Origin of the sequence: Rhizobium leguminosarum bv. viciae USDA 2370 (assembly GCF_002008365.1) — a bacterium.
Classification (GTDB): Bacteria; Pseudomonadota; Alphaproteobacteria; order Rhizobiales; family Rhizobiaceae; genus Rhizobium; species Rhizobium leguminosarum.
The window spans coordinates 1-13001 of record NZ_MRDL01000047.1; the positions used below are offsets into that span (position 1 = coordinate 1).

Below are 13001 nucleotides of genomic sequence, written 5' to 3' on the forward strand. Positions count from 1 at the left end.
GCGCCGGCGCCGATACGCTGATCGGCGGGGCGGGGGACGACATCTATGCCGTCGACAATGCCGGCGACAGCGTCACCGAGAACGCCAGCGAGGGGACCGACACGGTCCGCACGAACCTGGCGAGCTATACGCTTGGCGCCAATGTCGAGAACCTCACGTATAACGGAACGGCGGCCTTTACCGGAACGGGAAACTCGCTTGACAACCTTATCACCGGCGGTAACGGGGGCAACACGCTTACCGGTGGTGCCGGCGACGATATTCTCATCGGGGGGGCGGCGGCAGACTTTTTCATCTATTCGCCGAACTGGGGCCACGATACGATCACGAATTTCGTGGCGACCGGCACAGCGCATGACACGATCAGGATCGATCACAGCGTTTTTGCCGATTGGGCGTCGCTTCTTGCCGCATCGAGCCAGTCTGGCAATGATACGATCATAACGGCCGATGCTGACAACACCATAACACTTCAGAGTATCCTCGTATCGAGCCTTCAGTCAGAGGACTTCCAGTTTGTGTGATCTTGCTCGAACTTCCCCGGCAGAAAAACCTGCCGGGGGGTGGGCACCTACCTCGGTCCGCATTCCCCGACTGGGCCGGGCCGAGAAAGGAGAGCTTAAGCTTCCAGCCCCTGCTGTACATCCACCTCGCAAAGCCAGATTAACGTCTGGCCATTAGTAGTGGTCCGATCCTCGACGATGGGGAAGCCTGCTTTTGTCAACTCGGAAGAAAATGCGCCCTTGGACAACACGGTTGTCCAGTTCAACTTGGCCATCTCGTCTGCGCTCATCCCAACTCGATTTGAGACATGGCTGACGACCAAGAAACTGCAGTGGTCCCGAAGATGGCGCAACACAGATTGTAGGTCGGCGATGTACTCGAGTACTCCTAGAAGAGCGATAACGTCATATCGATCCTCCAGTTTGTCCTTCCTCAGGTCAAAAGGCGTTATTCCCTTCCTCTGTGGGTGTAGGTCAAACCCGCGATAAGTGAACCCAGCCCTTTTGGAGGCGACCAACGGGCCCAATTTGCCGTCGCCGCATCCAATGTCTGCTAAAATCGCCCCGGGGGCGCCCACTCAGCGACGCCGCTTTCGCTATCAAATCGGCGGAAATGTTCGCCCTGTCCATCCAGGAGTTGGCAGTTTGTCCGCCGCAGTTGAACGCGTCGGTGCCCTGCGGCAGGCTAGCCGGTCTGCGAAAAGATCGAATTAGTCTTTTGAACAAGTTCCAACTTTCTTGTGGATCAACTACGGGCGATAAGGCGGCCTGCTTGCTATATCGTGACCCGCCATCTTCGCCGCTATCACGCAGGAGCGAGCAAATCAATCTTAGTTCCACCGTGGCCCCAAACTCAAGGAAACATATGAGTAAGCTCGGCATTGCGTTAACCGCTCTCAACGGCCTGTTTTTCGCAGGATCCCTTGGTCTCTCGCCTATCGCTCCTCCTGCATTTGCTCAATTCCTGGCGACATCATTCAACATCAGCCAGAGGAACGATGTCTCCTTCGCTTCGATCGCCGTCGCTCGCCCGAACGAACCGGGAAAGAATATGGCGTTCGACATCGTGCCAGGGGAGGGCGCTATATCAAACTCTGATAGCGGCTATGCCTGGCAGGACATATCCAATATTGACCCTATCAGGCACCCCGGCTCGCCCAACTTTTGCGCCCGATCTGGCATGAAGGACGGCTGGGCCGAATTCGGATCGTAGAACTACGATGGGGGCCGGCGTCCGTAATGTTCGGATCATCATGGGAAATACAGTCGGCGCCGAATTGTCGATCGATCCAAGCAACAATGATCCAGTTCTCACGATTAAGGGTCGGATCAAGGCGCGCGGCTACGATATCGTACCCACCGATCTGACGTCAATTCGGGCGCTGGCCCTGGCGAACGGGGCGAGCACGCCAGCCCGCGATACGTTCTATAATACGGTCGGCAATGAGAGCAACTCGCAGCCTCTTGCCTATGGCCCTGCAATGGTTCTGGCCAAGGGGTGGGACGGCCGGCCCGTTCCGATGGTCCTGTCCGATAGCCTCATCGAGCGCCAGGAGATTGCCGCCACGGCCGATGCCAGACGCAACATGGGCATGTGGCTTCGCTGGCTTGATGTGCGAGATCCGGTATGGGGCAGTATCATACCCCTCGTCATGGGCGTCCCGGGATCGAAGTCGGTGCAGGAACTGGCGACGTCGGCAACCAAGCGCTGGGCCATGATCGATGCGATCCGTGACACATACAACGGCGGCAAGAATATCTGGACGTTCGTTCTCGACCAGTCCGGCCGCAACGATAACAGTGCCACGTCAAGCACATGGTCGAACGCCAAGCTCGGCTTGGTCGACCGCGTCAAGACGCGCTATGGGGCGGGCATCCATGTCGTCGGCGTCACCATAATTCCGACCATGACCGCTTCGTCGGACAGCGGCCGGACGGTCGCGGGCTATACCGTTCCTGCCTTATGGACAACCACCTTGGCGACGGTGAACAACACCATCAAGGCAAGTTCTCGTTACGCCAAGGTCATCGATCAGCTGCTTGCCTTCACGGCGGACACTGATCCGACGAAGTCGTCGGCCGCTGAAATGTTTCCGCTCGGAAACGTCGTCGGGCATCCTGGAAATCAGGACGGCGTGACGACGTGGGACACGATCAAGCTGCCGGCTTCAGTGCCGGACGGCACCCGCATCATGTTCGAATATCAGCCTGGTCAATGGACGTCGAGAAACACCTATGGCCGCATCGACAACGGCGACGGGACGGCCGACTATAAGGTGCAGGAGATATTCGCCACCAACGTCCAGGACAATGCCGCGCTGCTGGCTCAAGGCATGAACCTCGATACCACGTCTTATGTCCATCCGACGCTGCATGGGATCTTGCGATTTGTCGGCCGCTTGCCGCAATCCGAAAAGCTGAAATTTTACCCCTAGTCGAGCGCTGAGAGAGATGACATCCAATGACGATATTTTCCGCGCTCTCGGGCGTGCCGAGGGAAGGCTGACAGGCATCGAGGACAACGTCGCGCTTCTGCGCAAGGAGGTCAGCGACGAAAAGGCCAATGCCCACAATAGCCGCGCCGTGATCCACCAGCGGCTCGACGAACAGGCCAGGCAGATCGCCCATCTCGATACCAGGGTGGCGATCAGCGGCGGTGCGGATGCGCAGATCCGCGAGGAAATCAAAAGCCTCAAGGAGACCGTCGAGAAGAACAAGGAGGCGGTCGGGCCGGCACTTGAAGAGTGGAAACTGATGAAATCGATCGGCTATGGGATATCGGGGCTTATCGCGTTTGCCGGCCTGACGATTGGCGGGATGATTGCCTATGCCAGCGACGGCGCGGTGGCGGCGCTTCGGCATTGGTTGAAGATCAATTGATGGGTGGTGCCGCTCATTCCTCGGCCGGTCTTGAGTGTGGCGTGCGCAGATGCATTTCGTGCTCTACAGATAGCCTACTATTCCGGTGGCGATGGCGCTGTTTCGTTTTATGAAAATGAACCCGTTGATGATCCCTTTACGCGCCGCCTTGGCGCCTGGCAGACCGATACTCATGCTCGCCCCAAAACCGAAGCAAACCAGACTCCTAAATTTTAGGCATCGCTAACGAACAAAACGACCGCCTGCTGGTTTTCCTCTCAGGAGGAAACGGTCATGAAAACCATGAGCAATCGCCAAGTTCGCATTCCCGGCCCGCGAGAGCACGATGTTGCGGAACATTGCCGCAAGTTTGGGATCGGCCCGGCCGAGGAGAAGAAGCTGAAGAAACTTCTCGGCTCTCGGGCGCCACTCCATGAAATCCAGGCCAATGCTCCGCCGCGGCAGCCGAGGTGGCGTTAGATGGCGAGGGTCGCGGAAGACGTCGCAGGTGATCAATACACGCCACATTACGGCAATGATTCAAAGATTGAGCGGAACAGAGCAGCGCCGTGAACGCTCGCGAAAGAGGTGCTTTTGCCGGGTTTTGACATGATCGATCTTGTTTAAGACGTGGGCCGAATCTCCGGCTTGCTCCACTTGGACCTGCTGAAAGCCCTGCTCCGGCGGGGTTTTTCGTTGGCGTTCACTGAGCCTGTCGGTTTTCGCCCGGCGGGAGCTTATCGGTGTGACGGTCGCAACGCGCCCGGGCAGGTTGTCGATGATCCCCGGCGGAATTTCCGGGATCGTGGCGTCGTATCTCTGCCAGGGAACTTCCGACAATATCAGGGGTTTTGCCGGCGGATCGCGCGGCAGGTCTCGTCTCCTGTACCTACTGCTACCCCTGCAGTTGCTGCGCGGTCCACTCATGAAGTATGATGATAAGGCGCCGGGCTGTCGTCAGCGGGCAAAGTCATTTGTCGTTTGTCGACGTTGGAAGTTCACACGCTCGAAGACGCATCGATCCGCGTCGGCGCCAGCATCTGCGATGGATCAAGAAGGCACAGCTGCGCGCCAGGAAAGCCTGTCAACGCTGCAGTTGCCGCGAGAGCATGAGAATGTAATCGTCGGCGATATCGGCAACCACCATGGCGGCTTCCGCGGCCGTGTATCCCTTGCCGATGGCGTCGCTGACGATTTTCATCACTGCCGGTTCAAGCGCTTCCCGGCAGTCGGACAGACTTTCGTCATGCGGGCATTTTGGACGAAATTCCAAGACGTTGTTCATGGCATACCCTCCATTCGATCTAGCTCGGGGCCTCTGAAGGCAAGCCAGCCTCTCCAAGGAAAGGCGGGGCCACGGTTCCGGCGAGCTGCTTCAGGAACCAGAAGTGTTGTCGTTGAAGCTACGATGGCATAGGGGCGGATGTATTCAAGCGCATGCTGATATTAAGGTAAGCCAGTAGGGTTAATTCGTCCACTGATGTTGCATCGTGGCATCGCAAGCCAGCCGCGGCCAATGCATGTCGCCCAAAAGTGTGCGCGGTTTTGGGATAACGACATGCATCAAATACTGCATGTCGCCCAAAAGTGTGCGCGGTTTTGGGAAAATGACATGCATCCAATAAAGCCCTTAGAGTTTAGCGCCTGCGAGGCTATTTTTTTCGCTAGACGCTGATACGGCGGCCGGCTTTATCAGCCTCTTTGCGATTGGCGCCGTGCTTCTCGATGATGTCCCTGGCATCCTCGTTGGAAATGCGATGTTTCTTGGCGAAATAGATGACTTCGTAGGGCGCCTCAGTGACGGCCTCTTTGGCGGGTTGGATCTTTTTCGTTTTGTCATTGGACATGATTTTTCCTTCCATGGAAATGTTGAGCTGGACGTGCCAACCCCGTCTCCGAACCGAGGATCGGAGAACCGCGCTCTCAAGTCGGCATCAATCGAAGAATTGGCTTCGTGCCGTCTTATCGATGCGCTCGAGCCGTCATATGTTTTTCCCAGATCTGCGTCGCCTGCGCTGCCGTGCCGGTCTTGTGGAAGCGCAGCAGGTGCAGTCCTTCCGCCCGTCGTTTTTCGTTAAAGGCGCTGTTTTCGTAGTCGGTGCCTTCGACAATGCTCTCGCTTTGAAGGACGGCCTTCAATTCCTGCACATAGTGCCCGGTGATGTTGAAAAGCGCTTCATTCTCAGGTGCGTCTGTCATCGTTTTCCCTATGGGTGGTCGCGTGGCATTCAACGCGGTGCCGGTTCGGCAGGCCACGTTGGTAAGATGCATCAAGCAATCCGCGCCCCTATGGGAAAGGCTGGTATCGGACAGCGTTTAGCTGGGGGTGTCTGTCTGGAGTTCCATATATCATGCAGCAGCGCCGCCTTGCGAATCAAGGATCAAGGCACGGCCAGTCTGAACGCCCGCATGTTAAACCACTTGCCTCCCCGATACCATCTCAATCGAAATGCCGAAGAATATGGAGGGAGCAAGGCTGTCTTCGCTTTCCGAGTTTAAGGCAAACGATCCGGGTTCCCACCAGAACGGTTGCTTCTGCAGGAGGGACCAGGCGTGGATGCGTTCGTCATGCCGGGCCGGCGTATCGGTCAGCTCATCATAGGTGCCCTGAACAAGCACGCTCTTCCACGTTCGGTTTTCGCCGAATTCTTCAACCTGAACGCAGGCTGGCGAATGGGCCCGCAACAGATCTATCTTCAGGCCCGGCATGGAAAATATGAAAAGTCGGCCTTTTTCATAGGCATACTGAATGGGAACGATATAGGGATATTTTTCGCCCAGGCATGCCAGATGGCCACGGGTGTGGCCTGCCAGAAATGCGAGGCAGTCTTGTTCACCCATTTCTCGCAGTTGCATTGCGTTATCCAATTCCGTCAGCGTTTCAGTCCTTCGTTTGATAGGCAGCAAAGCGTCCTGGCTCGCCGCAACAGTCTTGCCGCGCCTACCAGAACACATCGTTGAGAATGATATAGACGATAAAGGCCAGACAGATGGCCGGTGTCGATTTCACCAGAAAGTCGATGTACCGGAACCTGCCGATATGCTGAGCCAGGCGTTTCCACGAGTGGATGTTTACCGTGGAAGACATCATGCCCTCCTTTGGTTGGGGCCGGATAACTCTGATCACCCGGGAAGCAGCGCCCGTTCACAAACTGCCACTACACCAAATATGGGCGCCAATCCTCTGCGCTACAAGGCGTGGCGGATTGCCGGTCCGGCAGAGAGATCCCGCTGCTGTGCACGATCGCCAATGGCGGCGCGGAGGGGGCAGGATTGCGGGGCACGTCCATACAGGATTGCGCTTCGACCTCAACCATTGCTTCGATCAGTTTCAGCCGATCGAGTTTCCGCCGTTGATCGTCGTAGAGCCTGCTGAGCAGCGCATAGGCCGATCCGGAGGGTCTACCTTTGCGCAATAGTTTCCTGATCAGCATTTCCTGATCGGCAACGCGATGCGCCGCCTTCACGATATGGCGACGCGCCAGCTTCAGGTCTTTCAGGCGGTATCGTGTGGCAACCATATGCTTTGCTCCCCCTGTCTCATCCGGCAGTAGCAGGATGGTGGCCGTTTCATTTCACCGGCCATACGCCTTCTCGCAATCAGCGAAAATCTGCAGCCGTGAGCGTGAAGTTGTTTCCGCGTCGATGCTGATAGACTCTCGATGCAGCCTCCTGAATGGAAGAACGCGCCGCATCGAAGGCATTGAGATAGGCGGCTTCGGAAGAATTCTGGGTGATCGCGCTGCCGAGCGCTGCTTCTTCGACCAGAAACCTGACCTCGAACATGCCGTCATAGCCGGTGAAGCGGACACCTTTTCTTGCTTCGTCGAAGCTGCGGCTTCTGTTGGGAAAGATAAGTGCCATTGCGGTTGTCCTTGGAAGTGGGCGGGAGCCGCTGTGCGACCCTCGGACCCGGCGATGATTGTCGATGCACGGCTGACCGGAACGGGCAGCTTGATGCCAGATGGTTGGCAACCAGCCTGCTGCCATGCCCGATCGTCGGCAGGTCTCAATGGATCGTCTGCACGATGACCCGGTCATCAAGCAAAGCCTGAGATGTCTTGATCAAGCGCACCGTACCAGTGATGATCTCGTCGGAATAGACCGGGTCCGCACGCGAAATTTCGTCCGTCATATCGCGGAGGACTTTGTTTATCTCAAGCAGAGGCGGCACAAGGTCCAGCAATCCATCGGCGGCCAGCCCGTGAGCCAGGCCTGCGATCACCTCTCTGAGGTGATCTATGAGCGCACGCCGTTCTGAAACCGCCAGTGCCGACGGCTTTGTGAAGGTCGCTTCACCGTTGAACTGCATGATGCGTATCCTCCTCTCTCTAAAATGGGTTCCGCCACGCCATTATCAATGGCTACCGCCGAATGAGGTTGCGGTCGGATGGCAAAGAGCGCAAGCTGAACTATCGGCGGGCACGATACGGGCACCGCTGCTTGGGGCGCGCCAGTAAGCCCTGGCGCCAGCGAACCCTAGCCCCAACGAAGGAGGACACAATGTCTTCCACATCAGATCAATTATTCGATATCCACAATTTGAGAATGCTGGACCGTATCCTCCGAAAGGCCGGCTTTCGCGGCGGCGAAACCTACGCGACCGATGATGGCGAGATCAGCGCCACAAGTTTCCTCATTCATTGTTTCCAGATGGGGATCGTCGATGAGGCCGCGTTGAAATCGGCTCTGAAAATGTATCTCGCGACACAGTTGAGTTCAGGCCCGCTTCCGCAGGCCATGGAAGACGGCTCCTTTGCCAGATGGCAGGATGACGGCGGCGCCCCGGTGAAAGCCTATCGGATCGCGCGGTATACGGCGTCTGGTCGCGCGGACGCACCGCTGCGGCCGCCAGCTTACCGCTTTCCCAAAACCAGGCTGCCTGAACGATTGTCCGAGATCCCGTGAACGCGCGCCTGCTGCGACGTCACCGGCAACGCCCGATCGATCGTCGCGATGACATGACGAACAAGGAAGAAGACATGTCTGGGATTCACGCCGATCAAAAGGATCGGGCCAGGAAACGCGAGACCATCGCCCCCGTGCCGAAAAACGCGACGTCAAGCTCGACCGCCGACGATCTGATAACGCAGGCTCGTCAGGCGCGCTCACCGTCGGCGGAGCAGGGGATCGATAGCGCTGATAAGCAAGCCTATGGTCTGGCTCGTCCACACAAAGGTCCGTTCGACAACGCAACGGCATTCAGCGCTGCCACCTACGACCATGATCTCCCGACGCGGCAGCAATTGGAGGCGGCGCAACGCAGCCAATCCGATGCGATAAAGCGGCAAGAGGCAAACCGCCAAAAGGGCAAATCCCGCCCGCGCGCAAAGACAACGACGCTGAAATCTCCCTGAGCAGGAATAGAGGGGCAGACGGCGCCCTATAGATTTCTTGCTGACTGAGCGGTGCTTGGCTCCAAGGCCTTTCCGCTCAGGTCTGTCGAAAAGCCCGCCTCAGGCGGGCTTTTCCTGTTTGCGGCAAAAGCTCGGGAGACTGTCAGGCCGCCCCAAACGGCACGGCGACGAAGGTTTTGTTGCCATCGCGTTCGACGAGCAGCAGCACCGACTTGCGGCCGGCCTTGCCGGCATCGGCGATCGCGGTCTTGACGTCGCGGGTGTTATGGACCGGTCTGTCGTTCACCGAGACGATGACATCGCCGGACTGAATTCCGGCGGCGGCGGCCGACTTGTCCGGGTTGACACTGGCGACCACCGCACCGTTGACGGAGCGCGGCAGGTTGAGCTGCTGGCGCACGTCGGGCGTCAGGTCGGCAAGGCCGATGCCGAGGCTCGGCTGGCCGCTGCTCTCGCCCTTGCTGGCTGGACTTTCGGCCGCGGCCTGTTTCTGGCCTTCCTCATTGGTGCCGACGGTGACATTGAGATCGATCGTGTTGCCGTCGCGCCAGACGCTGAGCGCTTCCTTGGCGCCCGGCGAAAGGTCGGCGACCAGGCGCGACAGATCTTTCGGCGTCTTGACGGTCTCGCCGCCGACTGAAGTGACGATGTCGCCAGGCTTCAGGCCGGCATGGGCGGCCGGCGTATCGGCCGTGACGGCGGCAACCAGCGCACCGCCTGTTTTATCAAGGCCGACGGCATCGGCGACATCCTTGGTGACCGGCTGGATCTGCACGCCGAGATAGCCGTGATCGATCGAGCCGTCCTTCTGCAGCTTGGCGACGATCGCCTTGGCCTCGTCGGAGGGAATGGCGAAACCGACGCCGACACTGCCGCCGTTCGGCGAATAGATGGCGGTGTTAATGCCGACGACATTGCCGCTGCGGTCGACGAGCGGGCCGCCGGAATTGCCATGGTTGATCGGCGCGTCGATCTGGATGAAATCGTCATAGGGGCCGCTGTGCAGGTCGCGGCCGCGCGCCGAAACGATGCCAGCCGTCACCGTGGTGCCGATGCCGAAGGGGTTGCCGATCGCCAGGATCTGGTCGCCGAGCTTCAGCCTGTCGGAATCGCCCCAAGCAATGGTCTGCAGCGGCTTGCCCGCCTGGATCTTCAACACGGCGACATCGGATTTCGGGTCGGTGCCGATCAGCTTGGCCGGCAGTTCCGCGCCGTCATCCAGCGTCACCTTGATGTCGACGGCATTGTCGATGACATGGTTGTTGGTGACGATCACGCCGTCGGGGCTGATGATGAAGCCGGAGCCGAGCGCCATCGCCTGCTGCGAAGGCCGGTTTTTCGGCGCCTGGTGCGGCAGCGGGATGCCCTGGTCCTCGAAGAACTGGCGGAACTGCTCGTCCATCGGCGACTCCTGCTGGTCGGCACTGACATCGGTCGCCTTGACAGTCGTGGTGATGGTGACGACGGCAGGCTTGTCGGCATCGACGATGGACGCGAAGGAGCCGCTCGGCGCGAGAACGCCGCCGGCATCGGACGGCGCGGCAAAGCCGCTGGACGAATTGATCGTAAAGGGCAGGCATGCCGCGCCGGCGATGATGGCGGCTCCGACAAGCGCTGCGGTGCGATGTTTGCGTAAGATGTGTGACATGGTGGTGATCCCTTGGGCGGTGGTCCCTTGCGAGAGCGTTGGCTTTGGATGGCGTCGTGGTTCCATGTCCTGGGACCTGGCGTCGGATGGCGTTTGGCGGCAATTCCTCTTGGGAACGTGCAGTCGACGAGGGGCGGCGACCGGGGGGAAGAGAAGAATTGGCGCTCGGGATTCATATGATCCCACCAAGCGGATTTACAAATTAAAGTTTGATCATGTTTATATTGCTGATTTGTAAGATATGACGGGAATTTAATCTTCGCTGCCCGTGCGTTCCGGCCGGCTGCCCCGCTGCAGAACTTCCGGCCCGGTTTTGTCTCGCTTCGCGTCCTTCGCGATGTTTTCATTCGAAAATAAATGGACTTATTCCCGATGGCGGTGATCCGATCGCCGCAGGCGCCCGTAATTTGCCGACAGACGATCCCGTTGCTGTTTCTGGAAATTCTATTCCCGGATTCTATTGCGAATATAAAATGTTAGTAGACTCTAAATTATTTCTTCTTCAGAAAGTAAAGGTCGCGATTCGAGGGCAAGCGAGTCTCGCGGGCGAGATATAACGGGGGCGGTGAGGACGGCAGTGGAGCGGGGGCGGAAGGCCAGGCGCGGTGCGCATGTGAAGTTGAGCGATGTGGCGAAGAAGGTGGGTGTCAGCCCCATCACCATTTCGCGCGCGCTTCGCAATCCCGAAATCGTCTCCGAGGATCTGCGCCAGACTATCCTGCGCACGGTAGACGAGATGGGGTATATCCCCAATCTTGCCGCCCGGGCACTCGCCGGCCGCCATAACGGCATCATCGGCGTCATCACGCCCGCTTTGCACCATCACGGCTTCGCCGGCCTGATGATCGGCATCGAGGATTGCTTGCGCACCACCGAATTCCGCGTGCAATATTCCAACACGCTCCACCATGTCGACGGCGAGGCCGGCGAGCTCAGATCCTTCCTGACGCAGAAGCCGGCCGGCGTCATTATCGCGGGCGCCGAATCCTATCATGATCTTCTGTCGCTGATCGAAAACGCCGCCTGTCCGATCGCCCATATCACCGATCTCAGCCAGGAGCCGGAAAGGCTGGTCGTCGGCCTCGATCATTATGCGGCCGGCGCCGAACCCACCCGCTTCCTGCTATCGAGGGGTTATGAGAGGATCGGCTTCATCGGCCGCGGCACGGATATTCGCTCGCGTCGCCGGAAGGAAGGCTATGAGGCCGCGATGGGCGAAGCCGGCCGTTTCGATGCTGATCTCGCCATTGGCGGAAATGAGGGAAGCAGCACCGGCCTCGGCAGGGAATTGTTTGCCCGCCTGTTGCAGCGCGTGCCGGATATCGATGCCGTCTTTGCTCAAAGCGACGATCTGGCGCTCGGTGTCCTCATCGAATGCGCCGCGCGCGGCATCCGCGTGCCGGAGGATGTCGGCATCTGCGGCTTCAACGATCTGGAGTTTTCAGCCTTCACCCAACCGACCCTGACGACGGTTCAGATTCCACGCTACGATATCGGCTACCGCGTCGCCGACATGCTGCGGCGCGCCATCCGCGACGAGCCGCCCGGCGAAAACAAGGTCGATTGCGGCTTCTCCATCATCCCGCGCGGCTCGACGCGCTAGTTCGGCACGATTCGCCAGCCTTTCGTCTGTCGATGCGGGCAGTCAAAAATGCCTTCAAAATATCGATATCAGCCCAGTGTTCCTGCAAATCGTTCCGGCCATCGCTCACGTTGAAAAACCTCCGTCAGGAAGTCGATGAACACTCTTGTCTTGGAGGGCAACAGGGTGCGGTTTGCATAATAGATCGAAATCGGGCCTGCGTCGGCATACCATGCCGGGATCAATCGGATCAGCTCGCCGCTCTCCAGATTGGCCAGAGCATCCGCCTTGGCGATCATCGCGACACCAAGGCCGAGAAGGGCGGCGGATCGCATGGCCGCGGGATCGTTGACGACGATCGTCTCTTTCAAGACCGCAGGCTGCTCATCTCCAGCAAGATTGCGCATCTGCCGCTGGTGAATTCGACCCGTCCGCATCGAACGCATGACGATACCGTCGAGTTCGTGCAAGCAGGACGGATCATGAGGCGGAACCCGATCGCCCAGATATCCCGGTGATGCCACGGGGATAATATGAGCAGGGGCCAATGGCCTGGCGATGACACCAGGCGTCAACTCGAAACCCCCGCCGATCGCAGCATCATAGCCCTCGGCGATCAGATCGACCTGTCTGTTTTCGAACATCCATTCCGGCCGGATCATCGGATATCGCTGCATGAACTCCGGCAATAGCGGAAGGATGTAGCCTATGCCGAGTGTCGGGCTCATGCTGAGTTTCAGCACGCCGGATGGTTCGGACTGTTCGCTCGATGCCTCCGAGATCGCTCCCTGCAGGCTTTCCAGGTGATCTCGGATTGAGTGCAGAAAGCGCTCGCCTGCTTCCGTGAGCGTCAGACTTCGGGTGCTTCGTTGAAACAGCCTGAGTTTCAGGTTGCCTTCAAGTGCTGCGACATTGCGGCTGACCGCCGCCGGCGTCAGGCCGAGCCGTCGTGCCGCCGAGGAGAAGCTTCCAAGCTCGGCGCTGCGCACGAAGGATTCCAGGTTTGCAAGTGTCTCCATACCATCACTTTCAATGAATGCTTGAAATTGATA

Annotated in this window: 19 protein-coding genes and 1 pseudogene; 8 read left to right on the plus strand and 12 right to left on the minus strand. The window is 58.6% G+C overall.

What is annotated here, in order from left to right; all coding sequences use genetic code 11:
• Positions 1–524: pseudogene (locus BS629_RS23925) on the plus strand (1,3-1,4-beta-glycanase); the annotation flags it as partial.
• Between the two features lie 95 nt (positions 525–619).
• Here BS629_RS23925 and BS629_RS40245 read toward each other — a convergent pair.
• Positions 620–1081 (minus strand): methyltransferase domain-containing protein, encoded by a 462-nt coding sequence (locus BS629_RS40245; RefSeq protein WP_018241112.1) that lies wholly within the window; start codon positions 1079–1081, stop codon positions 620–622.
• Between the two features lie 287 nt (positions 1082–1368).
• Between BS629_RS40245 and BS629_RS23935 the strand changes: the two genes are divergently transcribed.
• The 4 genes from BS629_RS23935 to BS629_RS23950 all read left to right on the plus strand — a co-directional run bounded on the left by BS629_RS23935 (position 1369) and on the right by BS629_RS23950 (position 3842).
• Positions 1369–1716 (plus strand): hypothetical protein, encoded by a 348-nt coding sequence (locus BS629_RS23935; RefSeq protein ID WP_018241113.1) that lies wholly within the window; start codon positions 1369–1371, stop codon positions 1714–1716.
• A gap of 40 nt (positions 1717–1756) precedes the next feature.
• Complete coding sequence (locus tag BS629_RS23940) at positions 1757–2938, plus strand: hypothetical protein (protein ID WP_245268218.1); 1182 nt, start codon at positions 1757–1759, stop codon at positions 2936–2938.
• A gap of 16 nt (positions 2939–2954) precedes the next feature.
• Complete coding sequence (locus tag BS629_RS23945) at positions 2955–3383, plus strand: hypothetical protein (RefSeq protein WP_018241115.1); 429 nt, start codon at positions 2955–2957, stop codon at positions 3381–3383.
• A gap of 273 nt (positions 3384–3656) precedes the next feature.
• Entirely contained in the window at positions 3657–3842 is a 186-nt protein-coding gene (locus BS629_RS23950; RefSeq protein ID WP_018241117.1) for a hypothetical protein, read from the plus strand.
• Positions 3843–3902: 60 nt separating this feature from the next.
• Here BS629_RS23950 and BS629_RS39505 read toward each other — a convergent pair whose 3' ends face one another.
• The 9 genes from BS629_RS39505 to BS629_RS23990 form a co-directional block, all read right to left on the minus strand.
• Complete coding sequence (locus tag BS629_RS39505) at positions 3903–4202, minus strand: hypothetical protein (protein WP_018241118.1); 300 nt, start codon at positions 4200–4202, stop codon at positions 3903–3905.
• Positions 4203–4446: 244 nt separating this feature from the next.
• Complete coding sequence (locus BS629_RS23960; protein ID WP_018241119.1) at positions 4447–4647, minus strand: hypothetical protein; 201 nt, start codon at positions 4645–4647, stop codon at positions 4447–4449.
• 379 nt (positions 4648–5026) lie between these two features.
• Entirely contained in the window at positions 5027–5209 is a 183-nt protein-coding gene (locus tag BS629_RS23965) for a DUF3606 domain-containing protein (RefSeq protein WP_018517836.1), read from the minus strand.
• A gap of 115 nt (positions 5210–5324) precedes the next feature.
• On the minus strand, positions 5325–5561 hold the full coding sequence (locus BS629_RS23970) for a hypothetical protein (protein ID WP_018241121.1): 237 nt from the start codon (positions 5559–5561) through the stop codon (positions 5325–5327).
• A 213-nt stretch (positions 5562–5774) separates the two neighbouring features.
• A complete protein-coding gene (locus BS629_RS23975; protein ID WP_018241122.1) occupies positions 5775–6218 on the minus strand; it encodes a pyridoxamine 5'-phosphate oxidase family protein in 444 nt (147 codons plus the stop codon).
• A gap of 85 nt (positions 6219–6303) precedes the next feature.
• Positions 6304–6450, minus strand: a complete 147-nt coding sequence (locus BS629_RS39315; RefSeq protein ID WP_017959492.1) for a hypothetical protein — start codon at positions 6448–6450, stop codon at positions 6304–6306.
• Between the two features lie 70 nt (positions 6451–6520).
• Positions 6521–6883, minus strand: a complete 363-nt coding sequence (locus BS629_RS23980) for a hypothetical protein (RefSeq protein WP_018241123.1) — start codon at positions 6881–6883, stop codon at positions 6521–6523.
• A gap of 79 nt (positions 6884–6962) precedes the next feature.
• Positions 6963–7226, minus strand: a complete 264-nt coding sequence (locus tag BS629_RS23985) for a DUF1488 family protein (protein ID WP_018241124.1) — start codon at positions 7224–7226, stop codon at positions 6963–6965.
• Positions 7227–7371: 145 nt separating this feature from the next.
• Positions 7372–7674, minus strand: coding sequence for a hypothetical protein (locus tag BS629_RS23990; protein WP_018241125.1), 303 nt, complete (start codon positions 7672–7674; stop codon positions 7372–7374).
• 191 nt (positions 7675–7865) lie between these two features.
• On the opposite strand from BS629_RS23990, the gene BS629_RS23995 reads away from it, so the two are divergent.
• Entirely contained in the window at positions 7866–8270 is a 405-nt protein-coding gene (locus BS629_RS23995; RefSeq protein WP_018241126.1) for a hypothetical protein, read from the plus strand.
• A 74-nt stretch (positions 8271–8344) separates the two neighbouring features.
• Positions 8345–8719: a hypothetical protein gene (locus BS629_RS24000; RefSeq protein ID WP_032981644.1), complete on the plus strand. Its 375-nt coding sequence runs from the start codon at positions 8345–8347 to the stop codon at positions 8717–8719.
• 142 nt (positions 8720–8861) lie between these two features.
• Here the strand turns inward: BS629_RS24000 and BS629_RS24005 are convergent, their stop codons facing one another.
• Complete coding sequence (locus tag BS629_RS24005; RefSeq protein ID WP_018241128.1) at positions 8862–10367, minus strand: DegQ family serine endoprotease; 1506 nt, start codon at positions 10365–10367, stop codon at positions 8862–8864.
• Between the two features lie 613 nt (positions 10368–10980).
• On the opposite strand from BS629_RS24005, the gene BS629_RS24010 reads away from it, so the two are divergent.
• Positions 10981–11970: a LacI family DNA-binding transcriptional regulator gene (locus tag BS629_RS24010; protein ID WP_018241129.1), complete on the plus strand. Its 990-nt coding sequence runs from the start codon at positions 10981–10983 to the stop codon at positions 11968–11970.
• Between the two features lie 68 nt (positions 11971–12038).
• Here BS629_RS24010 and BS629_RS24015 read toward each other — a convergent pair whose 3' ends face one another.
• Positions 12039–12968 (minus strand): LysR family transcriptional regulator, encoded by a 930-nt coding sequence (locus tag BS629_RS24015; RefSeq protein ID WP_018241130.1) that lies wholly within the window; start codon positions 12966–12968, stop codon positions 12039–12041.
• Positions 12969–13001 lie beyond the last annotated feature (33 nt).